25 protein-coding genes are annotated in these 24910 nt (G+C 75.5%); 15 read left to right on the top strand and 10 right to left on the bottom strand.

The window, feature by feature from the left end:
* Window positions 1-45: 45 nt before the first annotated feature.
* Window positions 46-456, bottom strand: a complete 411-nt coding sequence (locus tag Q7T67_RS13775) for a RidA family protein (protein WP_304790542.1) — start codon at window positions 454-456, stop codon at window positions 46-48.
* A gap of 83 nt (window positions 457-539) precedes the next feature.
* On the opposite strand from Q7T67_RS13775, the gene Q7T67_RS13770 reads away from it, so the two are divergent.
* The 3 genes from Q7T67_RS13770 to Q7T67_RS13760 all read left to right on the top strand — a co-directional run bounded on the left by Q7T67_RS13770 (window position 540) and on the right by Q7T67_RS13760 (window position 2770).
* Window positions 540-920, top strand: coding sequence for a helix-turn-helix domain-containing protein (locus Q7T67_RS13770; protein ID WP_304790539.1), 381 nt, complete (start codon window positions 540-542; stop codon window positions 918-920).
* 267 nt (window positions 921-1187) lie between these two features.
* Complete coding sequence (locus tag Q7T67_RS13765) at window positions 1188-2042, top strand: TVP38/TMEM64 family protein (RefSeq protein ID WP_304790537.1); 855 nt, start codon at window positions 1188-1190, stop codon at window positions 2040-2042.
* An 11-nt stretch (window positions 2043-2053) separates the two neighbouring features.
* Complete coding sequence (locus Q7T67_RS13760) at window positions 2054-2770, top strand: hypothetical protein (RefSeq protein ID WP_304790535.1); 717 nt, start codon at window positions 2054-2056, stop codon at window positions 2768-2770.
* A gap of 152 nt (window positions 2771-2922) precedes the next feature.
* Here the strand turns inward: Q7T67_RS13760 and Q7T67_RS13755 are convergent, their stop codons facing one another.
* Both Q7T67_RS13755 and Q7T67_RS13750 read right to left on the bottom strand, forming a co-directional pair.
* Window positions 2923-4668, bottom strand: coding sequence for a glycoside hydrolase family 2 protein (locus tag Q7T67_RS13755; RefSeq protein WP_304790532.1), 1746 nt, complete (start codon window positions 4666-4668; stop codon window positions 2923-2925).
* Window positions 4669-4989: 321 nt separating this feature from the next.
* The gene (locus Q7T67_RS13750) at window positions 4990-6015 is read right to left on the bottom strand and encodes an ABC transporter substrate-binding protein (protein ID WP_304790529.1); all 1026 of its coding nucleotides are present in this window, start codon (window positions 6013-6015) and stop codon (window positions 4990-4992) included.
* Between the two features lie 171 nt (window positions 6016-6186).
* On the opposite strand from Q7T67_RS13750, the gene Q7T67_RS13745 reads away from it, so the two are divergent.
* The gene (locus Q7T67_RS13745) at window positions 6187-6945 is read left to right on the top strand and encodes an isocitrate lyase/phosphoenolpyruvate mutase family protein (RefSeq protein WP_304790526.1); all 759 of its coding nucleotides are present in this window, start codon (window positions 6187-6189) and stop codon (window positions 6943-6945) included.
* A gap of 39 nt (window positions 6946-6984) precedes the next feature.
* On the opposite strand, the gene Q7T67_RS13740 is transcribed toward Q7T67_RS13745, so the two are convergent.
* Window positions 6985-7473 (bottom strand): hypothetical protein, encoded by a 489-nt coding sequence (locus Q7T67_RS13740; RefSeq protein WP_304790524.1) that lies wholly within the window; start codon window positions 7471-7473, stop codon window positions 6985-6987.
* 245 nt (window positions 7474-7718) lie between these two features.
* Here Q7T67_RS13740 and Q7T67_RS13735 point away from each other — a divergent pair, with 245 nt between their 5' ends.
* A complete protein-coding gene (locus tag Q7T67_RS13735; RefSeq protein ID WP_304790521.1) occupies window positions 7719-8987 on the top strand; it encodes an acyl-CoA dehydrogenase family protein in 1269 nt (422 codons plus the stop codon).
* Window positions 8988-9034: 47 nt separating this feature from the next.
* Entirely contained in the window at window positions 9035-10174 is a 1140-nt protein-coding gene (locus Q7T67_RS13730; RefSeq protein ID WP_304790518.1) for an acyl-CoA dehydrogenase family protein, read from the top strand.
* Window positions 10175-10204: 30 nt separating this feature from the next.
* Here Q7T67_RS13730 and Q7T67_RS13725 read toward each other — a convergent pair whose 3' ends face one another.
* From Q7T67_RS13725 to Q7T67_RS13715, 3 genes are all read right to left on the bottom strand, one after another.
* Complete coding sequence (locus tag Q7T67_RS13725; protein WP_304790515.1) at window positions 10205-11074, bottom strand: PAS domain-containing protein; 870 nt, start codon at window positions 11072-11074, stop codon at window positions 10205-10207.
* Window positions 11075-11209: 135 nt separating this feature from the next.
* The gene (locus tag Q7T67_RS13720; protein WP_304790512.1) at window positions 11210-12142 is read right to left on the bottom strand and encodes a LysR family transcriptional regulator; all 933 of its coding nucleotides are present in this window, start codon (window positions 12140-12142) and stop codon (window positions 11210-11212) included.
* A gap of 133 nt (window positions 12143-12275) precedes the next feature.
* A complete protein-coding gene (locus Q7T67_RS13715) occupies window positions 12276-13211 on the bottom strand; it encodes a LysR family transcriptional regulator (RefSeq protein WP_304790509.1) in 936 nt (311 codons plus the stop codon).
* Window positions 13212-13390: 179 nt separating this feature from the next.
* On the opposite strand from Q7T67_RS13715, the gene Q7T67_RS13710 reads away from it, so the two are divergent.
* The 3 genes from Q7T67_RS13710 (at window position 13391) to Q7T67_RS13700 (ending at window position 15292) form a co-directional block, all read left to right on the top strand.
* Window positions 13391-13807, top strand: coding sequence for a hypothetical protein (locus Q7T67_RS13710; RefSeq protein ID WP_304790505.1), 417 nt, complete (start codon window positions 13391-13393; stop codon window positions 13805-13807).
* A 39-nt stretch (window positions 13808-13846) separates the two neighbouring features.
* Window positions 13847-14284 carry a hypothetical protein gene (locus Q7T67_RS13705; protein ID WP_304790503.1) on the top strand — a complete coding sequence of 146 codons (438 nt, stop codon included), beginning with the start codon at window positions 13847-13849 and terminating at the stop codon, window positions 14282-14284.
* A gap of 87 nt (window positions 14285-14371) precedes the next feature.
* Window positions 14372-15292 carry a phosphoribosylaminoimidazolesuccinocarboxamide synthase gene (locus Q7T67_RS13700; RefSeq protein WP_304790500.1) on the top strand — a complete coding sequence of 307 codons (921 nt, stop codon included), beginning with the start codon at window positions 14372-14374 and terminating at the stop codon, window positions 15290-15292.
* A gap of 34 nt (window positions 15293-15326) precedes the next feature.
* On the opposite strand, the gene Q7T67_RS13695 is transcribed toward Q7T67_RS13700, so the two are convergent.
* Both Q7T67_RS13695 and Q7T67_RS13690 read right to left on the bottom strand, forming a co-directional pair.
* Entirely contained in the window at window positions 15327-15662 is a 336-nt protein-coding gene (locus Q7T67_RS13695) for a DoxX family protein (RefSeq protein WP_304790497.1), read from the bottom strand.
* Window positions 15659-16609 carry a LysR family transcriptional regulator gene (locus Q7T67_RS13690; RefSeq protein WP_304790492.1) on the bottom strand — a complete coding sequence of 317 codons (951 nt, stop codon included), beginning with the start codon at window positions 16607-16609 and terminating at the stop codon, window positions 15659-15661. Before Q7T67_RS13690 ends, Q7T67_RS13695 begins: the two co-directional genes overlap by 4 nt.
* 123 nt (window positions 16610-16732) lie before the next feature.
* On the opposite strand from Q7T67_RS13690, the gene Q7T67_RS13685 reads away from it, so the two are divergent.
* The 3 genes from Q7T67_RS13685 to Q7T67_RS13675 all read left to right on the top strand — a co-directional run bounded on the left by Q7T67_RS13685 (window position 16733) and on the right by Q7T67_RS13675 (window position 20818).
* Window positions 16733-17077 carry a hypothetical protein gene (locus Q7T67_RS13685; protein WP_304790489.1) on the top strand — a complete coding sequence of 115 codons (345 nt, stop codon included), beginning with the start codon at window positions 16733-16735 and terminating at the stop codon, window positions 17075-17077.
* A gap of 120 nt (window positions 17078-17197) precedes the next feature.
* A complete protein-coding gene (locus Q7T67_RS13680; protein ID WP_304790487.1) occupies window positions 17198-18253 on the top strand; it encodes an aldo/keto reductase in 1056 nt (351 codons plus the stop codon).
* Between the two features lie 153 nt (window positions 18254-18406).
* Window positions 18407-20818, top strand: coding sequence for a CocE/NonD family hydrolase (locus Q7T67_RS13675; RefSeq protein WP_304790485.1), 2412 nt, complete (start codon window positions 18407-18409; stop codon window positions 20816-20818).
* A 49-nt stretch (window positions 20819-20867) separates the two neighbouring features.
* On the opposite strand, the gene Q7T67_RS13670 is transcribed toward Q7T67_RS13675, so the two are convergent.
* Complete coding sequence (locus tag Q7T67_RS13670; RefSeq protein WP_304790483.1) at window positions 20868-22088, bottom strand: MFS transporter; 1221 nt, start codon at window positions 22086-22088, stop codon at window positions 20868-20870.
* A gap of 239 nt (window positions 22089-22327) precedes the next feature.
* On the opposite strand from Q7T67_RS13670, the gene purS reads away from it, so the two are divergent.
* The 3 genes from purS (at window position 22328) to Q7T67_RS13655 (ending at window position 24799) form a co-directional block, all read left to right on the top strand.
* Window positions 22328-22570 carry a phosphoribosylformylglycinamidine synthase subunit PurS gene (purS, locus tag Q7T67_RS13665; protein ID WP_304790480.1) on the top strand — a complete coding sequence of 81 codons (243 nt, stop codon included), beginning with the start codon at window positions 22328-22330 and terminating at the stop codon, window positions 22568-22570.
* A 109-nt stretch (window positions 22571-22679) separates the two neighbouring features.
* Entirely contained in the window at window positions 22680-23333 is a 654-nt protein-coding gene (gene purQ, locus Q7T67_RS13660; protein ID WP_304790477.1) for a phosphoribosylformylglycinamidine synthase subunit PurQ, read from the top strand.
* A gap of 56 nt (window positions 23334-23389) precedes the next feature.
* Window positions 23390-24799 (top strand): PAS domain-containing protein, encoded by a 1410-nt coding sequence (locus Q7T67_RS13655; RefSeq protein ID WP_304790474.1) that lies wholly within the window; start codon window positions 23390-23392, stop codon window positions 24797-24799.
* Window positions 24800-24910 lie beyond the last annotated feature (111 nt).

Genomic DNA, 24910 nt, shown 5'->3' with positions numbered 1-24910 from the left:
CCCGCCCGCCCGCCCGCCCGGCCCCGCCGCCCCGCCCGCCGCCCGTCAGTCGAGGATCGCGTAAGCCTCGACCTCGACGAGGACGTCCGGCTCGAACAGGTAGTCCACCCCGATGAGCGAGACCGGGGGGAGCGGCTGCGGGATGCCCAGCTCCGCGGCGACCGCGTCGATGCCGGCCAGGAAGGCGTCCATCATGTCGGGGCTCCAGCCCGTGACGAAGAAGCGCATGCGGACGACGTCGTCGAAGGTCGCGCCGGCGCCCGCGAGACCCCGGGCAGCGTTGCGCAGGGCGTGTCCGGTCTGGCCCGTGAGGTCGCCGGGGGCCACCGGGCGGCCGTCGGCATCGCGGGCGATCTGGCCCGCGACGTGGACGTGGCGCGTGCCGGTGGCGACGGAGACGTGGCGGTACGGGACGGGCTGGAACATGCCCTCGGGGGAGTGGAGCTTCACGGTCATGATCGGGTCCTCGGAGACGTCGTTGTGCGTGGTATCCCAGGTGTACCTGGTGTCCGGCGGCCACTTCAACGAGACTAGGTTTCATGGACGACACCACCGTCGCGGCCCCGGACCGGGCCGTCATCGCCGCGCCGCACCGCGAGCTGCTCGACCAGGTCCTCGACAAGTGGTCGCTGCAGGTCCTCGACGAGCTGTGCGACCGGACGCTCCGGTTCAACGAGCTGCGCCGCGCGATCCCGCTCGTGACGCAGAAGTCGCTGACCACGACGCTCCGGCGGCTGGAGCGCAACGGCATGGTCGAACGGGTCGTCACCGGCACGCGGCCGCTCGCGGTGGAGTACCGGATCGCGCCGCTGGGGAAGAGCCTGCAGGGCCTGATCGACGCGCTCCTCGCCTGGACGACCGAGACGATGCCGGGGGTCGAGCGGGCGCGGGCGACCTTCGACGCCGCGGCCGACGACTGACGACCGCGGGCCGGACGGTCGCGATCGGGGACCGAGGACACCCGCCCGCCGAGGACGCCTGCCTGCCGAAGACGCCCGCCCGCCGAAGACGCCCGCCCGCCGAGGACATCCGCCCGCCGAAGACGCCCGCCCGCCGAGGACATCCGCCCGCCGAAGACGCCCGCCCGCCGAAAACGCCCGCGGGGCGAGGACACCCGCCCGCAGAGGACGCGCCGACGTTCACCGTCCCGCCACCTCCGGCCGGCGTCCCGGCCGTACCGTCGGTGGATGGCAGGCACCGGCCCTCGCAGCGGTCCCCGCGCCGACGCCGGCTCCCGCGCCGACGCCGAGCCCGGCGCCCGCGCCGACCCCGTCGTCCCCAGGCGCCCCGTCGTCGGCCCGCGGACCGTGGCGGCCGTCGCGACGGTCGCCATCACGGCAGGCCTGCTCGCGCTCGTCCTCGCGGTGCCGCCGCTCCACGACGCGCTGGGCCACGCCCTGGACGGGGACACCGGCGCGCTCCGCGACCAGCTGCGGGACCTCGGGGTCGCCGGTGCGCTGGTCCTCGTGACGCTCGTCCTGGTGCACACGGTGATCCCGTATCCGGCCGAGCTGGCGCTGGCCGTCGCCGGGTACGTCTACGGGTTCTGGATCGGCGTGCCGCTGATGCTCGTCTCGTGGCTGCTGACCGGCCTGCTGGGCTACGCGCTCGGACGGTGGATCGGCACGCCCGCGGCCCGGCGGCTCTTCGGTCGCGATCGGGTGGATCGGCTCGCCGGCATGCTGGAACACGCCGGGGCGTTCCCGCTGCTGGCCTCGCGGCTGGTCCCGATCGTCCCCTTCACGCTGGCGAGCATCGTGCCCGGCGCGCTCGGCGTGCCCGTGAGGCGCTTCGCCTGGACCACCGTCGTCGGCTACGTGCCGCTGACGTGCATCGTCGTGCTGCTCGGCGGGCGGCTCGAGCACCTCTCCGCGGACGATCCGCTGCTCTGGGCCGCGGTCGCGGCGATCCTCGGGATGCTCGCGGTGGCCCGCCCGCTGCTGCGTCGGGTCGAGCGGCGGACCGCCCGGGATCGCGGGGCGGGACGGGGGCCGGGCGATCCGCCGGGATCCGTCACGCCCGCGTCCGGACCCGCCGCGTAGCCTTCCCCGCCATGCCGGACGAACCCCTGCTGCCGCTCTCCCCCCGTCAGGTCAAGGAGCTCGGCGCCGCCACCGGCCGCGCGGTGGCCGCCTACCGGCCGCGCAGCGGGTCCGGTCGCCTGCCCCGCGTGCCCGAGCAGGTGCTCGTCGCGCTCGTCGGGCTGCTGCGGGAGGAGTCCGCCGAGGACCGCGCCGCCGCCCGCCGGGCGGATCGCCCCACCCACGCCCGTGCACGCGTGGGCCTGCGCGGCGCGCTGACCGGCGCCTTCGGTGCCCCGGGCCTGATCCCGACCGAGGTCGTCGGTCTCGTCGAGCAGGCGCGGGCCGGCGTGTCCGCCACGCTCGACCGCTTCCCGGACCGCACCGACGAGCAGATCGCGTCGGACCTGCTGGTCGCCTGGGCGCTCCTGGACGACGCGGCGCAGGCCGAGGCCATCGCCGACGGCAGCGACGACGGGTCGCTGCTCGATGCGCTCGTGGTCCGCGGCGGCCAGGTGCTCCGCGACGCGATCCCCGAGAAGTGGACCCCGTGGTCGACGCTGCGCCTGATCTGGCGCCTGCGGCAGCTGCCGGGCCTGCGCGAGCGGTTCTCGGCGAAGGGCCTGCGCTCGCGCGGCCTGCGCGCCATCCCCGTCTTCGGCGCGGTCCCCGCGGCGGTCGGCTCGTGGCGCGAGATGACGACGTTCCAGAAGCGACTGGCCGTCCACCACCGGACCGTCGGGGTCTGACCGCCCCGGGCGTCTCGGTCGGCGCCGGGCCCCCGCAGGCCGGTCGGCCTCGGCGGTCCCGGAGGCCGCCCCTCGAGACCTGCCCGCCTGGGCGGTCGTCCGCCCCCGGCGACCCTCAGCGGCCGTCGGTGGTCGTCCGCCCCCGGCGACCCTCAGCGGCCGTAGGCGGTCCGCGGCGCCGCCCCGACGCCCCAGACGCTGCCGTCCAGGCGGTTCTTCGCCGAGGTCCAGACCGGCTTGGGCCGGCCGTCGTAGGTCAGGAGTCCCTTGCGGTGGATGCCGTCGCGCTTGGCGAAGGAGGAGGGCGTCCCGCCGGTCCAGCTGGGCTTGATCGCGAACTCGCGGGCGGTCCAGTAGAGCGCGCCGGACAGGGCCGGGTCGGCGTCGATGACGTTCATCATCTGGTTGAAGTAGCGCGCCTGGAACTGGAGCGTGCCCTTCTTCGTGCGGGACCCGTTGCGGACGCCCTCGGCCCCCATCTCGGTGATCGCCATCGCCGCCGTGGGGTACATCCGGCGGAGGCGCCGCAGGTGCGGGGCGAACGAGCTCGGGCGGCTCGTGGAGTGCTTCCCGGACTTGCCGGTGTACCACCCGAAGTACACGTTGAGGCCGAGCACCGGGAACTGCCCGTAGGCCGACTGGATCGGGTAGTTCGGGTAGTTGACGAGGTCGATCGCCGCGGGCACGGACGGGTCGAGCGTCTGGGCGTCGGCGCGGGCCCGCGCCAGGTAGTCGACCGCCCCGGGGAACTTGTCGACCTGGGCGGAGAGCTCGTTGCCGACGGAGTGGACGATCACCGACGGGTGGTTGCGACTGGCGACGACGGCGCGCTGGTTGGTGCGCAGGGCGCGGTCGCGGTAGGCGGCGTCGTTCAGCCGGCTGGTGCTCTGGTAGACCGGGGCCTGGGACCAGACCATGATCCCGGCGCGGTCCAGCGCCGAGAGCAGCCGCTCGTCGAGCGTGTAGTGCGCCCGGGTGACGTTGGCCCCGGCGTCCTGCAGGTCCTGCACGATCCGCTGCACGTCGACGTCGCGCAGCGCGGCGCCGCGGCCCGGCAGGTCCTCCTGGACCGAGGACCCACGCAGCCGGAGCTCGCGCCCGTTGAGCTGCAGCTTGGAGCCGACGGCGGTGACGCTGCGGAAGCCGACGCGCCGCACGACGCGCTGCTCGGTCGCCACGCCGGAGACGACGTCGACCGTGGCGGTGTAGAGGGCGGGGTCCGACGGGGACCACAGGCGCGCCTTCGGGACGGGCAGCTCGAGCGACACGTTGCGCGTGGCGCCGCCGTCGACGCCGCCCTGGTCCTGGGTCGTCGACGCCAGGACGGTGCCCTTGCCGTCGGTGACGCTGACCCGCAGGCGCAGCGGCAGGTAGGCGCCGGTGCGGTTGCGGACGTTGGTGCGCACGCGCAGGGTGCGGTCGCACTGCTCGGCGGCGGTGCACGACGTGGCGCCCTGGACCATCGGGTCGACGGCGTTGAGGCGGGCCCGCGGGACGAGGGCGACCGGGCGGACGATGCCCGTCCAGTTCCACCAGCCCTCCGAGAGGGGCTTCGGCCGGCGGCCGTCCACGCGCAGCGCGACGGTGACCGTGCGCCCGGCGGACGACTCGGGCAGCTCGACCTCGAAGGGCGAGTACGGGTCGTCGTTCTGGGCCTGCTCCTGACCGTCGACGTAGACGGTCGACACCCGGCGGACGCCCTCGAAGCGCAGCGCCCAGGTCGCCCCGGGTGTCGCGGCGGGCACGGTGACGCGGCGCTTGTACCACCAGACCGAGCCGGCGTAGGAGGCCGGGCTGGCCTCGGGCTGCGTGACGTCGGGGACCGTGACGGGGACCCAGCCGTCGCCGGCCCCGGTCTGACGGCTCGCGCCGAGGCCGGCGTCGGCGGCGTCCTGCACGCGCGACCACCCGTCCGCGAGGGGCTGCGGTGCGGGGGGCGCCGCGCCGCCCGACGGTCCGCCGACCCCGCCGATGAGGTCCGCGAGCGGGTCCCCCGGAGCGCCGTCCGCCGAGCCGGCGCGCAGCGCGAGCGCCAGGCAGGCGACGAGGACCGCGGCGAGCGCGACCGCCAGCAGCGTCAGGCGGCGCAGAGACCGCGCGCGCGGGACCGATGGGCCTGGTGAAGGGACGATGTCCCGATCATGCCGGATGGCGGCGGCCCGTGGCGCCGGTGGGCTCGGACGTGCGTCCGCGATCCCCCGCCGGCGCCCCCGGTCCTGCTACTCCGTCGCCTCGACGGCCGTGCCCGGGTCGCCGTCGACCGCCGCGGCCAGCCGCGGGACGGCCTGGTCGAGCAGGAACGGACGGCTCAGCGGGCTGTTGAAGCCCAGCGCGCCGGCGAACGCGTCGCTGGTGGCGACCGTGACCACCCGGCCCTCCTTGGCGACGTCGAGGCGCTCGAAGAGCGGGTCGTCCGAGATCCCGTCCGGGTCGTCGGTGATCAGCACCAGGACGTCCTGGTCGAGGACGTCGAGGCGCTCCTTGCTGATGTTCTCGACGCCGGCGCCCTCGGGCGTCTTGAACCCGAGGTCGGTGAAGTACTGCTGGCGCAGGTCGGAGTCGGCCAGGTTGAACAGCGTCCCACCGCCCTCGAACGCGACCGTCAGGGTCTTGCCGGCGAACTCGGGGTGCTCCTTCGTGGCGGCGTCGAACCGGCTGTCGACCTCGCCGACGATCCGCTTGGCCTGCGCCTCGCGTCCCAGGGCCTTTCCGGTGTCGAGCAGCTGCTGGTCCCACGGCTCGGCGCCGAGCTCGTACTGCTTGCCCTGCGCGACCGTCGGGGCGATCTGGCGGAGCTTGCCGTACGCGCCGGCGTCGATGAACGAGTAGATGCCGAGGATGACGTCGGGCCGGGCGCCGGCGAGCTTCTCGAACTCGATCTCGTCCGACCCGACGGAGACGGGCTTCGCCGCCCGCGCGGCCTCCGAGATCCAGGGGCGCTTCGTGGCGTCGAAGTCGCCGAGGACCTGCCGCTCTGCGATCGGCTGGACCCCGAGCGCGAGCGCGAAGTCCGCCTCGTTGAAGCCGATCGTGGCCACGCGCGAGGGGGCCTCGTCGATCTCGGTGCGGCCGAAGCTGTGCGTGAGCGAGACGGGGAACGGGCCGGGGGCCGCCGACGCGGCGGTCCCGGTGGTGGCGGTCGACGAGGCGGCGCCGTCGCCCGCCGGGGTCGTGTCGTCGTCGGAGCCGCAGGCGGCGAGGGCGAGGGTGGCCGCCGCCGCGACCACGAGGGTGGGGAATCGCATGTAGGACACCCTAAAGATGCGTGCGGCGTGGCGCGACGACGCTCGCCGCCCGGTCGCCCGGACGGACGCGCGGGGCGGCGCGATCGCCCGCGCGCCGGTTTCGCCGGCCTCCGGATGGGACAGTTGCGGGTGGGGCGGCGGACGCCGCTCCGACCCCGACGGAGGAACGACATGGCCGACGACCGAACCGTGAAGAACGCGCAGCGCCTGAAGGAGCTGCACGGAGGCGGCGGCACCCTGGTGCTGCCGACGGTGTGGGACGTCTGGTCCGCGAAGGTCGCGGCCGGCGCCGGCTTCGACGCGCTGACCATCGGCAGCCACCCGCTCGCCGACTCGCGCGGCGCGAAGGACAACGAGGGTCAGACGCTCGACGAGGTCCTGACGGCCGTGCGGCCGATCATCGCGTCCGTCGACGTGCCGATCTCCGTCGACCTGGAGGCCGGCTACGGCGCCGATCCGGCCGACCTGATCACCGGCCTGGTCGAGGCCGGCGGGGCGGGGCTGAACCTCGAGGACACGGTCCACTCCGAGGGCGGACGGCTGCGCACGACCGAGGAGCACGCCGCCTACGTCGGCGGGCTGCGCGCCGCGGCCGACGACGCGGGCGTGCCGATCGTGATCAACGGGCGGACCGACCTGTTCGCCCACGCGGAGGACCCGTCGTCCGTGCTCGACGAGGCGATCGAGCGGCTGGAGGCGCTCGTCGCCGCCGGCGCCGACACGGTCTACCCGGTCAAGATCCAGGACGACGACGAGCTGATCGCCGCGATCGTGAAGGCGATCGACGTGCCGGTGAACATCACGGCGCACCCCGGGAAGCACACCCTGGAGCGCCTGAAGGGGCTCGGCGTCGGCCGCGTGACGTTCGGTCCGCTGCTGCAGATGGCACTGACCGAGCACACGCAGGAGCTGCTCGGGCGCTGGAAGTAGGTCCCGCGGGGCGCGGCCGTCCGGCGACGGCCGCCGCGCCTAGCGCCAGTGCCCCTCGGGGCTCGGCCCGGGCTCGTCGCCCTCGCCGGCGTCGCCGACGGCGTCCTGCGCCGCCAGCGGGTTCGGCGGCAGCTCGATCGGCACGCCGAGGATCCGCGAGACGCGCTCGGCCAGCAGGTGCGCGCGCTGCGGGTCGCCGTCGATGACGGGCTCCGTGACGATCTCGGGACCCAGGCCCTCGCCGTCGAGGAACTGGTCGAACGAGAAGTCGACCTGCTCGCCCGAGGGCAGGACGTTCCACGCGTGCCCGTCCGGGGTGCGCTCGCCGTCGCGGTCGAGCACCGTCGCGATGACGATGTCGCCGCCGTAGAGCGCACGGACGACCAGGGCGGAGACGGCGCACTGCCCGAGCGCCGGGTTCTCGGGCGACCAGTCGTCCGGATCGTCGGAGGTCTCGAGCGACCACGACGCGCGGAGCGCCTGCTCGACGTCGGCGAGCGCCGGGAGCTGATCGGAGGAGGGGGACATCACTCCATGGTCACACGGATCGACCGTTCCGCGTGTGAGGGGGTCACGCACGCGTGTGCACCGTCCTCGGATCGGTCCTCGGCGGAGCGGGGCGATCGCCGCCTGTCCTCGGCCGCCTCCCGGGCCACCCCGCCCCCGCCCTCCGGGGCACGCCGTAGCCTGGGGACGACCCGGGAGCGCGACCGCGCGGCCCGGCCGGACGGGAGCGATCCTCCCGGAGCACCGTTCATCACCGAGGAGCAGCCGTGGACCTGACCTTCACCCCCGAGCAGCTGACGTTCCGGGACGAGCTGCGCGCCTGGCTGGCGGAGCACGGTCCCGCCGGCGCGCTGACGCCCGAGCCCGACGGCGAGGACGAGTCCTGGGAGTGGCGGCGCGAGTGGCAGCGCACCCTCGCCGAGGGCGGCTGGGCCGGGGTCCACTGGCCCACCGAGGTCGGCGGACGCGGCGCGACGCTGACCGAGACGGCGATCTTCTTCGAGGAGCTCGGCCGCTCCGGCGCCCCGCTGCCGGCCGACGTGCTGGGCATCCTGCTCGCCGGTCCGACGCTGATGGTCTGGGGCGACGACGCGCAGCAGGAGCGCCTGCTCCCGACGATCCTCTCCGCGGACGAGACGTGGTGCCAGGGCTTCTCGGAGCCCGACGCCGGCTCGGACTTCGCGGCGGTCGCCACGCGCGCGGTGCTCGAGGACCCCGACGACCCGGAGTCCGACTGGCTCGTGACGGGCCAGAAGGTCTGGACCTCGGGGGCCCAGTACGCCAAGTGGTGCATGCTCGTGGCCCGGACCGGCGGCCCCGTCGACGCCGGGTCAGCCGGCACGGACGTCGCCGCCGCCGCGGCGGGTGCCGCGACCGGCGCCGGTGCCGCGACGGGGGCGGCCGCCACCGGGGCCGCGAAGGCCCGCCCGAAGAAGCACCAGGGCCTGTCCTACATGGTGCTCGACATGGAGCAGGACGAGGTCGACGTCCGCCCGCTCGTCCAGCTCACGGGCAGCCCGGAGTTCAACGAGCTGTTCCTCACCGAGGCGCGCGTCCCGCAGTCGATGGTCGTCGGCGGGGTCGGCAACGGCTGGAAGGTGGCGCTGACGACGCTGATGAACGAGCGCGCCGGTCTGGCGTTCTTCCTCCAGGTGCGTCTGCGCCAGGCGCTGGACCGCCTCGTCGCCACGGCGCGCGAGAACGGCCGGTCCGAGGATCCCGTCGTCGCGGACCGCCTCGCCGACCTGCACCTGCGGACCGAGGCGATCCGGCTCATGGCCTGGAAGGGCTTGACCGCGATCGAGCAGTACGGCCAGCCCGGCCCCGAGGGGTCGCTGACGAAGTGGCTGTGGAGCGAGACGAACCAGCTGCTCGTCCAGCTCGCCGTCGACGTCGTCGGCGCCGACGCGCTCTCGGGCGAGGACCGATGGGGCTACGAGCTGCTGCGCGCCCGCGGCAACTCGATCGAGGGCGGCACCACCGAGATCCAGAAGTCGATCATCGCCGAGCGCGTGCTCGGGCTCCCGCGCGCATGAGCCCCCGCGCCCCGCACCCCGCAGCACCGACGACGTAGGAGCGACCGATGCGATTCGAACTGTCCGAGGACCAGCAGGAGATCCAGCGCGCCGCGCGCGACCTGCTCGCCGCCCGCGCGAGCTTCGCGCGGCTGCGCACCGTCGTCGCCGAGGCGGACGTGGAGCCCACCGGCATGCCCGACCTGGCCCGGGTGCCGGGGGAGGACGCCGCGCTGACGTCCGAGCTCGCGACGCTCGGCTGGACCGGGATCGCGATCCCGGAGGAGCACGGGGGCCAGGGCCTCGGTCTCGTCGACCTCTGCGCGATCACCGAGGAGCTCGGCTATGCGGTGGCCGCCGTGCCGTGGCTCGGCACGACGACCGCGGCGCTCGTGGTGCAGCACGAGGGCACCGAGCAGCAGCGCGAGGACTGGCTCTCGCACCTCGCCTCGGGCGAGCTGCGCGGGGCCACGACGTTCACGGGCGACCGCGTGCCGGTGCCCGGGGCGGCGGACGCGGCGCTCCTGCTGGTCGGCGACCCCGACGGCGGCCCGGCCGCGCTCTACGCCCCCGGCGCCGGCATCGCCGAGCCGGTCCGCGCGATCGACCCGACGCGCGGCCACGGCCGGATCCGGATCCCGGAGCTCGACCCGGAGGAGGAGCTGAACATGCGGGGCGAGTGGCTCGGCGGCACGCCGACGCCGACCGGTCCGGGCTTCGACCGCGCGGCGGTGGTCGTCGCGGCGGAGCTCGTCGGCGTCACGCAGCGCGCGCTCGACATGACCGTCGCCTACGTGCGGGAGCGCAAGCAGTTCGGGCGGCCCGTCGGGTCGTTCCAGGCGGTCCAGCACGGGGCCGCGCAGATGCTGCGCGACGTCGCGATGGCGCGCGTCATGACCTACAACGCGGCGTGGGTCGCCGACGCGGTCGACGCGGCCGAGGACGAGGCGGAGCGCGCGCGGCTGGCCGCCGAGCTGCCCGTCGCCGCGGCGATGGCCAAGGCCGCGGCGTCGGACGCGGGCCGCACCGTGACGGCCGCCGCGGTGCAGCTGCACGGCGGCATCGGCTTCACGTGGGAGGCCGACGTGCACTGGCTGCTCAAGCGGGCGCAGGTCGACGCGGCGCTCCTGGGAGCCGCCGGACACCATCGCCGGCGGATCGCGGCGCGGACCTCGGCGGTGCCGGTCGTCGAGCCCGCGGCGGACTGAGGGCCCGCGGGCCTCGGGGCCGGGGTTCGCTCAGCCCGCGGCGACCGCGCCGACGACGGTCGTCGCCGGCAGGTCGCCGGCGCCGAGGGCGAGGCCCCCGGCGACCCGCGTGAGCACGTCGTCGGCGCGCTCGCCGGGCAGCGCGAGGACGGTCTCGATCGTCGCCTCGAGGTCACTGGGCCGGCCGATGCGGGCGCGCCACCCGGCGGCCAGGGGGACGGCGGCGCGGCGCAGGTCCGCGTCGTCGACGCCGGGCAGGAGGACGACCAGCCGGTCGGCTCCGGACCGCCCGGTGAGCACCCCGGCCGGCAGCAGCTGCTCGGCGAGCTCGGCGGTCCGGCGCACCACGTCCTCGCGGCCGGCCGACGAGCGCTCCAGGCTGCGGGGTCCGGTGCGTCGCGGCCGGATCGAGACCACCCCGACGGGCCCGGCCGCCAGCAGGTCGTCGAGCCGCTGCGCCACGACGCGGCGACTGACGATCCGCGCGGTGGGACCGGGGAGCCCCCCGCTCGCAGCGACGTGGCGATCCGTGACGTCGGTGCGGACCACCAGCACGCCGACCCCGTCGACGGCCATGGGCGTGGCGCGGAGCGCGAAGAACCGGTCGCGGCAGGGGTACTCCGCCTCGAAGTGCTCCAGGACGCCGTCGAGCACCCCGCGGATCCCGGCGGCGATCGCCCGGGCCCCGGGGCCGACCTCGGCGGCGGCCGCGAGCGGGTCGTGGTCCGCGACCGGCCCCGGCCGGGAGGGGTCCTCGGCGATCCACGCACGCCGGGCGGCGTTGACGTGGACGACGCGGCCGTCGGGCCCGAGGATCGTCACCTGCTGGTCGAGGTCGTCGACGGCCAGGCGCAGGGCCTCGAGGCTCGCGGCGTCGCGGGAGATGGCGGGGACGGACAAGGGGACGGGTGCCTGGTGGGGCGGTCGGCGGACTCCGACCACGCGACTCGGTACCCCCCTCCAGGGGCCGATATTCATGGCCGGCGGGACGTCGTCCCGCCCGCGCGGACCGGCCCCTCGGGGGCCCTCGACCTGCTAGGCGCGGTCGTCCGGCGCGACCTCCGCGGCGAGCCACCGCCACAGCTGCCGCGCCGGCTCGGCGCCCGTCCCGGGGACGGTCGTGCGCGTCCTGCGGCGCACGGCGCGCAGCTCGCGGCGCAGGTCGACCCCGCGCACCTGCCGGGTGGCCAGCGACCCGGCATCGACCTCGTGCGCGACGGCCAGCGGCGACAGCAGCGAGAAGCCGCCACCCCCGGCGACGGACCGCTTGACGGTCTCGAGGCTCTGCGCCTCGAGCGCCGGCTGCAGGCGCACGCCGGCCTTGGCCAGGGCGTCCTCGGCGACCGTCCGCGTGCCCGACGCCGGCTCGCGCGTGATGTACGGCTCGCCGACGAGCTCCCGCACGGCGATCGTCCGGCGGGCCGCCCAGCGGTGTTCCGTCGAGATCACGGCGACGAGCTCGTCGCGGCCGACGACGAGCGTCTCGAGACCCGACGCGTCGCCGCCGTGCTCGACGAACCCGAGGTCCGCGTCGCCCTCGCGGACGGCCTCGAGGACCGCCGGGGAGTTGGCGATCCGCATCGTCGCGTGGAACGTCGCGCCGGTCCGCCGGTGGGTGGCCAGCCAGTCCGGCAGCAGGTACTCGCCGACGGTGTGGCTCGCCGTGATCCGCAGGGTCTCGTGCCGCGCCGTGCGCTCCTCGCGCAGCAGCTCCGTCGCGCGCCGCAGGGTCTCGAGCGCCCGCCGCGCCTCGGGGTAGAGCGACCCGCCGGGGCCGGTCGGCCGCACGCCGTAGCGCCCCCGCTCCAGCAGCACGGTGCCCAGCTGGGCCTCGAGCCGCGCGATCCGCTTGGTCACCGCGGACTGCGTCAGGTCCAGCGCCTCGGCCGCCCCGCCCATCGTCCCCGCCTCGATCGCCGCGACGAACGCCTCGAGGTCGTGCGTCGAGGGCAGGATCGGACGCTGCATCCCGGCCAGTGTATGCCCGGAGGGAATGGAAGCTGCAACCGCGGACGCGGACGCCGGGGCCGGGCCCGACGCAGGGCGCGGGACATGAGGGCCGTCGTCGACGCAGGGCGCGGACGCGGGGCGGGAGCGGCGGTCAGGCGCCGGCGGGGACGCCGGCCGCCCGGGCGCCCGTCACGCGGTGCGCCGCCGCCGCGTCGGCCAGCGCCGCGACCATCGCCTCGTCCGCCGCCGAGCCGCCGGGGCCGTCGACGGTCATCGCCACGATGTGGCGCACGAGGTGCGCGTCGAGGGGGCGGATCACGACGTCCGTGCGCGGGCCGGTCAGCGCGAGCTGCGGGACCATCGCGGCCGCCAGCCCCGCCGAGACGAGCCCGAGGACCGCGCCGTAGTCGTCGACCGCGTAGGAGCGATCCGGGACGAACCCGTGGTCCTGGCAGGCCAGCAGCATGACCTCGCAGTCCGGGCAGGTCGACGGGTTCCCGATGATCAGCTGCTCGCCCGCCAGCGCCGCGACCGGCACCTCGGCGAGGTCCGCCAGCGGGTGATCCGGGGGGAGGGCGAGCAGGAACGGATCGTCGATCAGGGCGTGGGCCCGCAGCCCCGGCGGCGGCCCGCCGGCCAGGCCCAGGCTGGTGACCGCGACGTCCACGGCGCCGCGCTGCAGCAGCTCGATCGCCGGGCCCGCCTCGGCGACCCGGAAGCCGACCTGCACGTCGGGATGCCGCTCGCCGAAGGCCCGCAGTCCCGACGGGACGAACGAGCCGATCGCGCTCGGGAACGCGGACACCCGCACGCGGCCGCCGCGCAGCGTCGCGATCGCCTCCATCTCGTCCCGCGCCGCGTCGACGCGGGCGAGGATGTCCTCGGCGTGGCGCAGCAGGGCCTCGCCCGACGATGTCAGGCGCGCCCCGCGCGGCGTGCGCTCGACGAGCGCCTGCCCGGTCTGGCGCTCCAGGATCGCGAGCTGCCGTGAGACGGCCGGCTGGGTGTAGTCCAGCGCGTCGGCGGCGGCGGAGATCGAGCCGCGCCGCGCCACCTCGCGCAGGACCCGGAGGTGCAGGAGTTCCATGGCTCCGTCGAGCGTAGACCGCTCCGCCGGCGTCGTCCATGCGCGTCCGACATGCCCGCCATGCGCCCGCGGGGGAGGCCGCGGCACGCATGGGACGCATGCCCAGGTGCGATGGAGAACCGCGGCCGGACGGAGGACGGTCCTCCCATCGACCCCGACGGCCGGAAGGACCGCCCCTCATGCTGCACCACACCACCACCCACCTCGACGCCGCCCGCCGTGGCCTGGACCGCCGCATCGACCTGCACGCCCGGCTGCTGGGCGCCGGGCCGCGCGTCCCCGACGACGCGGTCGTCCTGCGTCACGCGACGGACGACGACCGGATCGCGCTGCGGGCCCTGGCGGCGCGAGAGGGCCGGGACGTGCCCCGCGAGCCCGTGCTGCTGGCCCTGGCCGTCGGACGGCCGATCGCCGCGATCGGTCTGACCGACCGGAAGGTGCTCGCCGACCCCGACTGGCCGACCGGCCGGGCCGTCGACGCGCTGCAGGCGGCCGCGGCGGAGCACTCGCCCTGGCCCGCACGGATCGCCCGGTTGCGGGCTCTCCTCGCGCGCCGGCGGGGCCCGGCCCTCCGCGATCGGCCCAGCGCGCGATGAGCACCGGAGACGGTCCCCGGACCGGGCTAGGATCCGCGGATGCGAGCGGCTCGGCTGACGGCGATCGTGGCGACGTGCGCGGGGGCCGTGGGGTTCGCGGTCCCCGAGGCGCAGGCGCGGAGGGTCGCCTCGCCGTCCGGGACGATCGTCTGCTCGGACGCCAGGTCGGTCGGCCGCCTGGGCATCACCCGCGGCCTGGTCTGCTCGATCTCGGAGCAGTCGTTCCTGCCGTCGCGCGGCTGCGACGGCGGCTACAACCCGAGCGTGTTCCTCGGTCCGGGTGGGCGGTCCAGGCGCGTGGACCAGTGCGGCGCCCTCCTCGGGAGCCTGGGCTCCGGGCGGGTCCGGACCGTGCGCGTGGGGTCGCGGGTGACGATCGACGGCGCGACATGCCGGTCGCTGCGGGGCGCGTTCCGCTGCACCAACCGCGCCGGCCACGGATTCCGGCTCAGCGCCCGGGCGCTCAGCCGCTTCTAGGGCCGACGCGGCGCCCGCGCTCGCTCCGGGCGCCGCGAGGAGCAGCGCGCCGGGGTCGCGGGCCGGCGGGTCGGTAGCCTGCCCGCCGTGAGCAGCCTCGACGCCCTCCGCCTGATCGCCCGCGGCAAGGTGCGCGACATCTACGACGCCGGCGACGGTCGCCTGCTGCTCGTCGCCTCGGACCGCATCTCCACCTACGACGCGGTCCACCCCAACTCGATCCCGGGCAAGGGCGCGGTGCTCACCGGGGTCTCGGCGTTCTGGTTCGACCAGACCGCCCACATCGTCCCCAACCACGTCGTCTCCTACACCGACGGCGTGCCGGTCGAGGCGCGCGGCCGCGGCGTCGTGGTCCGCAGGCTCACGATGCTGCCGATCGAGGCCGTCGTCCGCGGGCACATCACGGGCTCGGCGTGGACGGACTACCTCGCGACCGGGCACGTCTCCGGCATCGAGCTGCCCGCCGGGCTGCAGGAGAGCCAGGAGCTGCCGGTGCCCCTCTTCACCCCGTCGACGAAGGCCGACGTCGGCGACGGCCACGACGAGGCGATCGACTTCGCCCGGGCCGCGGAGCTGCTGGCGCCGCTGGCCGAGGACGGCGACGGCGACGGGCTGGCGACGCGGGTCCGCGAGGCCGCGGTCGCGCTCTACCGCCACGCCCACGAGCACGCGCGGTCGCGCGGCGTGATCCTCGCGGACACGAAGTTCGAGTTCGGCCTGGACCCCGCCACCGGCCAGCTCGTGCTCGGCGACGAGGCGTTGACGCCGGACTCCTCGCGCTACTGGCCGGTCGACGGCTTCGTCGTCGGCGAGACGCCGCCGTCGTTCGACAAGCAGTACGTGCGGGACTGGGCCACCGCCTCGGGCTGGGACAAGCGGCCGCCGGCCCCGGCGATCCCGGACGACGTCGTGGCCGGGACGCGCGAGCGCTACGCCGAGGCCTACGAGCGGATCACGGGCGAGCCGTTGTCGGCCTGGTACGAGCGCACGGGCGCCGGCACGGGCTGAGCCCGGGTCGCGGCAGCGGTCGGGGCGGCTCCGGTCAGACGATCGCGAGGACCAGCACCAGCACCCCGAGCGCCGCCGCGAACGGCGCGCCGCTGGTCAGCGCGATCGGGTCCTTCGCGGCCAGGTGGATGCGGAACGCGATCACCATCGCGACGATCACGCCGAGCGCGGCGACGATCGCGACCGGCTCGCTGGCGATGCCGATCAGCGCCAGCACGGCCAGGACGATCTCGACGAGACCGATCCTGACCCGCAACCGCTCGTCGATCGGCCACCGGGCGAATTTGTCGCGGGTGAACTGCGCACCGGCGACCTTGGCGACGCCGGCGGCGCCGAAGATCACGGCCAGGAGGATGAGCGCGACGGTCATGCGCGGAGCGTAGCCCGGGCGTGGGCCGCGGACCTCGAGGACGGGGTCACCGGGCTCCGCCACGACGCGCCTGCCTCCCGCAGCGCGGCGACGAGCTCGTCGCGGCCCGGACGGGGCGGGGCCTCGTGCGGGACGAGCGCGACCACCCGCCGGCTGAGCGGGACGGCCAGCGGCCGCAGGACCACGTCGTCGCGCAGCCGCAGGAGCGCCATCTCCGGCACGACCGCCACCCCGACGCCGGAGGCGACGAGCCCCTGCGTGACGGCGGGGTCGTCGCAGTGGCCGGTGACGCGGGGCCGGAACCCCGCGGTGGCGCACGCCTCGAGGATGATCGCCCGCTCGGCGCACAGCGTGTCGGCGGTCAGCAGGAACGGCTCGTCCCGCAGCGCCGCGAACGGCACGACGTCGCGGTCCGCGAGCCGATGGCCGACCGGGAGGCAGCACCAGAACGGGTCGCGCCGGACGAGGTGCTCCCGGGCCGGCGGGGTCGCCCGGCCGTCGGTGTTGACGAGCGCCACGTCGAGCCGGTCGGCGCGCAGGTCGGATGCGCCCATGCGCGTGTCGCCGCTGAGCCGCACCTCGACGGTGACGTCGGGCAGCGCCCGCCGGACCACGGCGACGGCGTCGGGGACGAACGTCGCGATCGCCGTGGCGAAGGCGGTCAGGCGGACGGGCCGGCGGTCGTCCTCCTCGAGCCGGTCGAGGTCCGACCGCGCCGCCTCCAGCTCGGCGAGGATCGTGTCGGCGCGGCGCAGCAGCACCTCGCCGACGCGCGTCAGCCGCGTGCCTCGCGCGGTGCGCTCGACGAGCGGGCGACCGGCCGTCCGCTCGAGGGCCGCGAGCTGCCGCGAGACCGCCGGCTGGGTGTAGTCGAGGGCCTCGGCGGCGGCCGAGATCGACCCGCACCGCGCGACCTCGCGCAGCACGCGCAGCTGGAGCAGGTCCATGTCCCCACGGTACCGCCGGACCCGCGGGTCCCGGGCATGCCGACCCGGCATGGGCATGCCGTATCGCGCTGGAGATCGGCCCGCCGGCGCGGGACGGTGGACGTCCACCCCGAGGAGGCACCCGTGAGCACCACGCCCCGTATCCAGCAGCACCCCAGCCCCCTGCGTCGCGGGCACCCCGAGCGGGCGGGACGGACCCGTCGGCACGACCGCGCACCGCAGCCCGACCGCGGTCCGACGCACCCGCCCGAGGTGGCGGTGCGCGCCCCGACGGCGATGGACCAGGTGGAGCTCCGCGACCTGGCGCACCGGCTGGGGGAGACGGTGCCCGCCCAGCCCGTCGTCGTGGCGGCGGTCGACGGCCGGGTCGTCGCCGGGCTGAGCGTCGCCACCGGCGTCGTCGTCTTCGACGCGCGGGACGCGGGGCCGGACGTCCGCGCGGAGCTGCACCGGCTCGCCGGGCGGTGACCGGGGAAGCCCTCGGATGACCGCGCGTTCCGGCTCGCCGCGGGCCGCGCCGACGACGCCCGGGGGCCAGCGATCGCCCGTCGCTCAGGCGAGGCGGCCGCCCGGTCGTATGGTCGGTGGATGGACTACCGCAGCCTCGGTCGCACCGGCATGCAGGTCAGCCCCCTCTGTCTGGGGGCCATGATGTTCGGCGCGTGGGGGGAGCCCGACCACGACACGTCGATCGGGATCATCCACCGCGCGCTGGACGCCGGGATCAACTTCATCGACACCGCCGACGTCTACTCGCAGGGCGAGTCGGAGATCATCGTCGGCAAGGCCCTGAGCGCCGGCCGTCGCGACGACGTGATCCTCGCGACGAAGTTCCACGCCCCGATGGACGTCCCGATGGGCGAGCCCGGCGGCGACCCGAACAAGCGCGGCAACTCGCGCCGCTGGATCGTGCAGGAGGTCGAGAACAGCCTCCGGCGCCTGCAGACCGACTGGATCGACCTCTACCAGGTGCACCGCCCCGAGGCCGACACCGACGTCGAGGAGACGCTCTCGGCGCTGACCGACCTGCAGCGCGAGGGCAAGATCCGCGCATTCGGCTCCTCGACGTTCCCGGCGCACGAGGTCGTCGAGTCGCAGTGGGTGTCCGAGAAGCGCGGTCTGGGCCGGTTCGTCACGGAGCAGCCGCCCTACTCGATCCTCGTCCGCGGCATCGAGGCCGACCTGCTGCCGGTGACGGAGCGGTACGGCATGGGCGTCATCCCGTGGAGCCCGCTGGCCGGCGGCTGGCTGACCGGTCGCTGGCGCAAGGGGCAGGACGCGCCGGACTCCTCCCGCGCCAAGCGCATGCCGGCCCGCTACGACCTCGACAACCCGGAGAACGCCGCAAAGCTCGACGCGGCCGAGGACCTCGCCGTCCTCGCCGAGGAGAGCGGCGTCACGCTCGTCCACCTGGCGCTCGCGTTCGTCCTGCAGCACCCGGGCGTCACGGCACCGATCGTCGGCCCGCGCACGATGGAGCAGCTCGAGACGCAGCTCGGCGCCGTCGACGTGACGCTGAGCAAGGACGTCCTGGACCGGATCGACGAGATCGTCCCGCCCGGCACGACGATCTCCTCCGCCGACCGCGGCTACGTCGCCCCGGCGCTCGCCGACCCGTTCCTGCGCCGCCGCCGCACCGCCTGAGGATCGCCGGGGCCATCGGCCATCCGGCCACGGCCCCGAAAGTTTCTCCCGTGTGAACGGTTTCCGGCCTACGGTGGCCCGTCGCGTCGAGTACGCGGCGGTCCGCGCGGTCCCTCCGGCCCGCGGCCCCAGCAGGATCAGGAGGGGAGCCACATGAGGAAGACCTCGATCATCGGCGCCGTCGCCGCGGCACTGGCCCTCGCGCCAGCCGCGACGGCCCAGGCCGCCGTGCCGTCCGTGTTCAACGACGCCGGCGCGGCCAAGATCGCCTGCAACGTGCAGAAGACGGCCGACGCGACCAACGGCCAGCGCTGGTGCGGCGGCCCGAGCGGCCAGGTGCCCGCGGGCGTCTCGCGCATCCCGAGCTGGGACGGCACCCCGATCGACGTGTCCGTCGCCCTGCCGCCCGTCCCCGCCACCGGCCCGGACGGCAACTTCCCGGTCGTCGGCCTCTACCACGGCTACGGCAGCGCCAAGATCCTGCCGTCCTCGGGGACCGCCCAGCGGTGGCTCGCCCAGGGCTACGCCGTCTTCTCGATCACCGACCGCGGCTTCTGGGGCTCCTGCGGCAAGTTCCCGCAGCTCGGCGCCAACCAGCCGGCGAAGCCCGCCGGCTGCGGTGCCAGCAGCGTCATCCACCTGATGTCGAACGCCTACGAGGTGCACGACGCACAGCACCTGATGGGGATGCTCGCCGACGACGGCGTCATCGACCCGCAGCGCATCGGCGCGACGGGCGGCTCCTACGGCGGCGGCATGGCCGCGCAGCTCGGCGCCCTGAAGGACCGCGTCCAGCAGCCCGACGGCACGCTGGTCCCGTGGACGAGCCCCAGGAACAAGACGCCGATGAAGATCGCCGCGACCGCGCCGCAGTACGGCTGGTCCGACCTGATCCAGGCGCTCATGCCCAACGGCAGCGGCCTCGACTACGCCGCCTACAACCCGTACTCGGGCCCGGCCGGCGACCGCCGCTTCGGCATCCAGAAGCTCGTCTGGAACCTGCAGCTCTACGGCGGCGGCGATCAGACCGGCTACTACGCGCCGCCGAACTCCGACCCGACGGCGAACATCGCCGTCTGGCTCAACACCAACCTCAGCGGCGGCCCCTACGACGGTGAGCCGTTCGTCGACCAGCAGCTCGAGCAGTTCCCGAGCCACGGCTCCTACGGCACGAACGACAGCGTCGCGCCCGCGCCGGCGCTGATCTCCAACGGCTGGAACGACGACCTCTTCCCGGTCGACGAGGCGCTGCGGTACTACAACAAGGTCCGCGCGAACCACCCGACGACGCCGATCAAGCTGATCGGTCTGGACCTGGGCCACGCCAACCGCTCCGCCGCGAGCCCGGGCGTCGCCGACGCGACGAGGGTCGCGACCGCCGAGAACGAGTGGTTCGCCCACTACGTCCGCGGTGACGGTGCGACCCCGTCCGACGCCGTCGGTGGCGTCACGGCGATCACGAGCGTCTGCCCGATCGGTTCGGGCGGCACGGTCTTCGAGGCGAAGAACTGGGCCTCGCTGGCCAAGGGCGAGGTGCGCCTCGCGGACGCGGCGGCGCAGACCGTCGCGGCGGACACCACCCCGGTCAACCGGTTCTCCCCGGCGGACCCGCGCAAGCCCGACGCCCAGCCCGTCCCGGACGTCTGCACCTCCGGCAACGACACGGACACCACCGGTGCCGCGATCTACGAGACGCCCGCGGCCCCGGCCGGTGGCTACACGATCGCCGGCGCGCCGACGATCCTGGCCGACCTCGCGGTGAAGAACGTCAACGACGCCGTGGTCGGGCGCCTGTACGACGTCGATCCGGCCGGCATGCAGCGGCTGATCGCGCGCGGCACCTACCGCCCGACGAACCCGGGCACGACGAGCCGCCAGGTCTTCCAGCTGCACCCGCAGGCCTGGAAGGTCGCCGAGGGCCACACGGTCAAGCTCGAGCTCCTCGGTCGCGATGCGCCGTACGCGCTGCCGGCCTCCGGTCAGGCGCCCGTCGGGGTCTCCGGCCTCGAGCTGCGCCTGCCGACGGTCGACGCCCCCGGCGCCGCGGGCGGTCAGGTCAAGGCCCCGGCGGCGAAGGTGCTGCCGGCCGGCTACGCGCTGGCGGCGGACGAGCCCAAGCCGGTCGTCCCGACGCCCGCGCCCGCCCCGGTGCTGGTGCCCGACCCGGCACCGGCCCCCGTCACCGCTCCGGCGCCCGCGCCGAAGCAGGACGCGCTGACCCCGGCGCTGACCGTCGCGGGGCTGCAGAAGGCCCCCGGCGCCGCGACGATCTCGAAGTCGCTGCGCACGGTGAAGTTCCGGGACCTGGTCCCGCAGGCCGGTCGCATCAGCTACACGCTGACGATCCGGGTGCGCGGCAAGGACCGCACGGTCGGCACCGCGGTCCGCCGGGTGACCAAGGCGGCCCGCATCACGGTGACGATCAAGCCGACGGCCGCCGGGCGCCGGCTGCTGAAGGCCAACCCGCGGGCGAAGCTGACCCTCCGGTCGACCTTCGTCACGGCGAACGAGAACCGGACGCTGAAGGCGACCCGGACGCTCCCCCGCAAGAGCACCCGCAGGTAGGAGCTCCTCGAGGACCGCGGCGCCGAGGCGTCGCGGTCCTCCTCGGGCCTCAGTCCGCCGGCGAGCCGACGACGTGCCCCGCACGGGGCGTCGCGGCCGTCCGCCGCGCGAAGACGATCGCCAGCGCCACGCCGACGCAGCCGATGAGCGCGCCGACCCAGCCCAGGGCCGCGTAGCCGAAGCCCGCGTTGATCGCGACGCCGCCGAGCGCCGGGCCGAGCGCGTTGCCGAGGTTGAACGCGCCCTGGGCCGCGGCGGAGGTCAAGGTCGGGGCCTCGGCGGCCACGTCCATCGTCATCGCCTGCATCGGCGTGGCGGCGGCGAAGGCGACCGTGCCCAGCAGGAAGACGAGCACGATCGCGGCGGGCGCCCAGTGCGCGCCGACGACGAACAGCAGGAGCACGACGACCATCGCCGCCAGCAGGACGGGGATGACGCGGGTCAGGTCGCGGCCGCGCGTGACGACGTCGACCAGACGGGTGCCCACGACCATCCCCAGGCCGAGCACGGCCAGGACGGGCAGCACGGCGGTCTCCGACAGCCCCGCCTCGTCGGTCATCAGCGGCTTGATGTACCCGACGATCGTGAACAGGCCGCCGAAGCCGAAGACGATGACCGCCAGCGCGAGCCACACCCGCCCGCGGCGGAAGGCCTCGAGCTCGTGGCGCAGCGAGGTGCCGGCGGACATCGGCGGGATCAGCCGGAGGATCGCGACGAGGCTGACCAGTCCCAGCACGGCGATGACCCAGAACGAGGCGCGCCAGCCGAGCTCCTGGCCCAGGAGGGTGCCGAGCGGCACCCCGATCACGTTGGACAGCGCGAGGCCGGTGAACATGGAGGCCACGGCCTTGTGGCGCAGCTCGGGCCGGACGAGCTCCGACGCCACCACCGCGCCGATGCCGAAGAACGCCCCGTGGGGCAGGGCGGAGAGGACGCGGCTGACGAGCAGCAGTCCGTAGGACGGGGCGATCGCCGAGAGGACGTTGCCGACGGTGAAGATCGCCATCAGCAGCAGCAGCATGCGGTGGCGGCGCACGCGGGTGCCCGCGGCGGTCATCAGCGGTGCCCCGATCACCACCCCGATGGCGTAGCCGGAGACCAGGAGACCCGCGGTCGGGATCGAGACGTCCAGGTCCTCGGAGACCTCGGGCAGCAGCCCGATGATCGTGAACTCGGTCGAGCCGATCGCGAACGCGGCGATGGCCAACGCGAGGATCGCGACGGGCAGGCGGCGGGGCGCCGGGGCGGCAGGAGCTGGGGGCGAGGACACGGGACGGCGGCCGGGACGGGAGGACCGGCGGGGTGACGCGGGGTCGACGAACTTTCACGTTCGGCCAGGACCACCCATGCTCGCACACGGCCACCTCGGGCTCCGGGGGCGGCGGGCGTCCGCGGCGCCCGGGTGGCACCCGGACCTACCCGGTACCATCGGCGGGCACCAGCGCTCGCCGCGGACCCCGTGCGGGGCGGGCGGGCCGTGCTCACCGACCCCGCAAGGACCCCGCCGCGATGCCCCACGTCCGCATCCTCATCCGGCCCAAGGCCGGCATCCTCGATCCCCAGGGGACGGCCGTCGAGCAGGCGCTGCCGCAGCTAGGCTTCGAGGGCGTGTCCGACGTCCGCATCGGCCGACTCGTCGAGCTCGACGCCGCCGATGCCTCCGAGGTCGCGGCGATCTGCGACAAGCTCCTCGCGAACCCGCTGATCGAGGACTACGAGATCCAGGTCGACGGCGCCGCCGTCGCGGGCTGAGGCTCCGCATGCCGCTTCGCATCGGGGTTCCGCAGTTCGAGTCGGGTGGGTGGGAATCCCATCCGAAGGAGACCGGGAACCGGTCGGGGGTGGCGTCGTGAGGATCGGTGTGCCGCAGTTCCCGGGCTCGTGCGACGAGGTGGACGCGCTGCTGGCCGCCGGCCACGTCGGTGACGCGGAGCTGCTGTGGCACCGCGACCGCGACCTGAAGGGCGTCGACGCGGTCGTCGTGCCCGGCGGCTTCTCGTACGGCGACTACCTCCGCGCCGGCGCGATCGCCGGGCTGAGCCCCGTGATGGACGCGATCGCCGACTTCGCCCGCGACGGCGGTCCGGTGCTCGGGATCTGCAACGGCTTCCAGGTCCTATGCGCCGCCGGGCTGCTGCCCGGCGCGCTGCTGCAGAACGCCGACCGGCGCTTCGTCTCCCGGCAGGTGCAGCTCTCGGTCGAGACCACCGAGACCGACTGGACCGCCGCGGCCACCGAGGGCCAGCTGCTCTCGATCCCCGCCAAGCACCAGTCCGGTCGCTGGTGGGCGCCGTCGGAGCTGCACGCCGAGATCGCCGACCAGGACCAGATCGTCTTCCGCTATGCGGCAGGCGGCAACTTCAACGGGTCGCTCGACGACGTCGCCGGCGTCTGCAACGAGGGGCGCAACGTCGTCGGGCTGATGCCGCATCCCGAGCACGCGGTGGACGCGCTGACGGGCTCGACCGACGGCCTCGTGCTGTTCCGGTCGCTGCTGCAGGGCGCACGCGCCTGACGAGCGGTCGTGCGCCCTCCCACGGGGGCTCCCCCGGGGGGTAGATTGCGGCGCAGATGGCGGAGTGGAAGTCGACCCCCAGGCGCGAGCGGCCGGCGACCGCCGCGCCGGCGCTCCCGCCCGACCGCCTCCCGGCCTTCGGCTCCGGGTCCCTCACGCGGGGGACCGCCCGCGTCGTCGTGCGTCCCGTGTCGACCGCGGAGGGCGCGGAGGACGTCGCGCTCGTCCTCTGGCGGATCCGCGGGGTCGGCGGCGTCGAGGTGACCCGGCTGGGCGGCGGGTCCGCGGAGTACGCGGTGACGCTCGTCCGGCCGACGGCTCTGGGCAGCGACCTGCGTGGCGCGTTCGGTCGCGACCTCGTCGCCTGCAGGAAGGACGGCGACCGCTTCGTCGTCGAGGTCCACCCCCCGGCGGTCCCGGCCACGGTCGTCCCCGATCCGTCGCTGCGCTCACCCCTGGCCGGTCCCCGCCCGTCGGCACCCCTGCTCCCCGCACCGACCCCCGTGGCCGGCGAGCCGCCGACCGTCGGCAGGTTCGCGGGCTGGTCGGCGCGGGCCCACGCCGACGCTCCTCCGGCGGGGCCCCCGGCCCGGCGCCCGCTCGCGGGCTCCCGCCCGGCCGCCACCGGTGCCGGCCCGGCGGTCGCGGCCGACCACCACGGCCTCCCCGCCATGCCCTCGCGCGACCCGGTCGCGATGCTCGAGGCGCTCGCCGCGGACCCGGAGCTGTCGATCCTGGCGGCCGGCCCCGACCGGGTCGTCCGGGTCGCCTACGGCGGCCTGCACCACCACTTCGGGCGCAGCGGCGGCGACCTCGCCGGGCGCACGCTGACCGAGGTCCTGCCCCTGCGGGGCCAGCAGGCGCTCGCGGATCGTGCCGCCGCCGCGGTGCGCGGCGCGCGCTCGTCCCTCCTCGTCGACGGCCTGCCCGGCGGCCGGGTCTGCGAGTTCACGCTGCACCCCGCACCGTTCGGGACCGCCGCGCCGGGCTGCGTGGTCGTCGCCCGCGACGTCACCCGGGCCCGCGAGCAGGAGGGCGTCGTCGTCGAGCTCTCGCGCGTCTTCGACGTCCTCTTCGGCGCCTCGTTCGTCGGGGTCGGCCTCGTCTCGGCCCGCGGCGAGTGGCTGCGGGTCAACCCCGCGCTCGAAGGGCTCCTGGGCCACCGCGAGATGCAGCTCGTCGGGTCGAAGGTCGACGACGTCACCCAGGTCGACGACGTGGCACGCGAGGCCCACCGGCGGGACGTCGCGATCCGCTCGGGAGAGACGTCCTACGAGCTCGACAAGCGGATGCTGGCGGCGAACGGGGACGTCGTCGTGCTGCACGTGCGGATGAGCGGCATCGTCGACGACGGGGAGATCCGCGGCTGGGTCGCCCACCTCGTGGGTGAGGACGCCTGGCAGCAGCTCGACGCGCCGGCCCGCGCGCCGCGCCCGCACGGGCCGCTGCGCCGCCGCCGGGGCTGAGTCCGGCCTCCCGTCGCCGGGCCGGGGCGCAGGCTGGTGCCCCGGTACGATCCACGGGCTCGCGGGCCTCCCGCCCCGGGCCCCTCCGCCGTTCCCGAGCCCAGGCCCTTG

Origin of the sequence: Patulibacter sp. (assembly GCF_030655195.1) — a bacterium.
Taxonomy (GTDB): Bacteria; Actinomycetota; Thermoleophilia; order Solirubrobacterales; family Solirubrobacteraceae; genus Patulibacter.
Note: the sequence above shows the minus strand (reverse complement) of the source record. Positions and strands in the feature narration are given on the sequence as shown.

What these genes read in the sequence shown, in the direction of transcription:
- Q7T67_RS13730 (WP_304790518.1), top strand. Translation starts at nt 9,035, where the DNA reads ATGCGATTCGAACTGTCCGAGGACCAGCAGGAGATCCAGCGCGCCGCG.
- Q7T67_RS13720 (WP_304790512.1), bottom strand. Translation starts at nt 12,142, where the DNA reads ATGCAGCGTCCGATCCTGCCCTCGACGCACGACCTCGAGGCGTTCGTC.
- Q7T67_RS13715 (WP_304790509.1), bottom strand. Translation starts at nt 13,211, where the DNA reads ATGGAACTCCTGCACCTCCGGGTCCTGCGCGAGGTGGCGCGGCGCGGC.
- Q7T67_RS13655 (WP_304790474.1), top strand. Translation starts at nt 23,390, where the DNA reads ATGGCGGAGTGGAAGTCGACCCCCAGGCGCGAGCGGCCGGCGACCGCC.
- Q7T67_RS13705 (WP_304790503.1), top strand. Translation starts at nt 13,847, where the DNA reads ATGCGAGCGGCTCGGCTGACGGCGATCGTGGCGACGTGCGCGGGGGCC.
- Q7T67_RS13710 (WP_304790505.1), top strand. Translation starts at nt 13,391, where the DNA reads ATGCTGCACCACACCACCACCCACCTCGACGCCGCCCGCCGTGGCCTG.
- Q7T67_RS13760 (WP_304790535.1), top strand. Translation starts at nt 2,054, where the DNA reads ATGCCGGACGAACCCCTGCTGCCGCTCTCCCCCCGTCAGGTCAAGGAG.
- purS (WP_304790480.1), top strand. Translation starts at nt 22,328, where the DNA reads ATGCCCCACGTCCGCATCCTCATCCGGCCCAAGGCCGGCATCCTCGAT.
- Q7T67_RS13680 (WP_304790487.1), top strand. Translation starts at nt 17,198, where the DNA reads ATGGACTACCGCAGCCTCGGTCGCACCGGCATGCAGGTCAGCCCCCTC.
- Q7T67_RS13750 (WP_304790529.1), bottom strand. Translation starts at nt 6,015, where the DNA reads ATGCGATTCCCCACCCTCGTGGTCGCGGCGGCGGCCACCCTCGCCCTC.
- Q7T67_RS13745 (WP_304790526.1), top strand. Translation starts at nt 6,187, where the DNA reads ATGGCCGACGACCGAACCGTGAAGAACGCGCAGCGCCTGAAGGAGCTG.
- Q7T67_RS13675 (WP_304790485.1), top strand. Translation starts at nt 18,407, where the DNA reads ATGAGGAAGACCTCGATCATCGGCGCCGTCGCCGCGGCACTGGCCCTC.
- Q7T67_RS13740 (WP_304790524.1), bottom strand. Translation starts at nt 7,473, where the DNA reads ATGTCCCCCTCCTCCGATCAGCTCCCGGCGCTCGCCGACGTCGAGCAG.
- Q7T67_RS13695 (WP_304790497.1), bottom strand. Translation starts at nt 15,662, where the DNA reads ATGACCGTCGCGCTCATCCTCCTGGCCGTGATCTTCGGCGCCGCCGGC.
- Q7T67_RS13775 (WP_304790542.1), bottom strand. Translation starts at nt 456, where the DNA reads ATGACCGTGAAGCTCCACTCCCCCGAGGGCATGTTCCAGCCCGTCCCG.
- Q7T67_RS13765 (WP_304790537.1), top strand. Translation starts at nt 1,188, where the DNA reads ATGGCAGGCACCGGCCCTCGCAGCGGTCCCCGCGCCGACGCCGGCTCC.
- Q7T67_RS13690 (WP_304790492.1), bottom strand. Translation starts at nt 16,609, where the DNA reads ATGGACCTGCTCCAGCTGCGCGTGCTGCGCGAGGTCGCGCGGTGCGGG.
- Q7T67_RS13770 (WP_304790539.1), top strand. Translation starts at nt 540, where the DNA reads ATGGACGACACCACCGTCGCGGCCCCGGACCGGGCCGTCATCGCCGCG.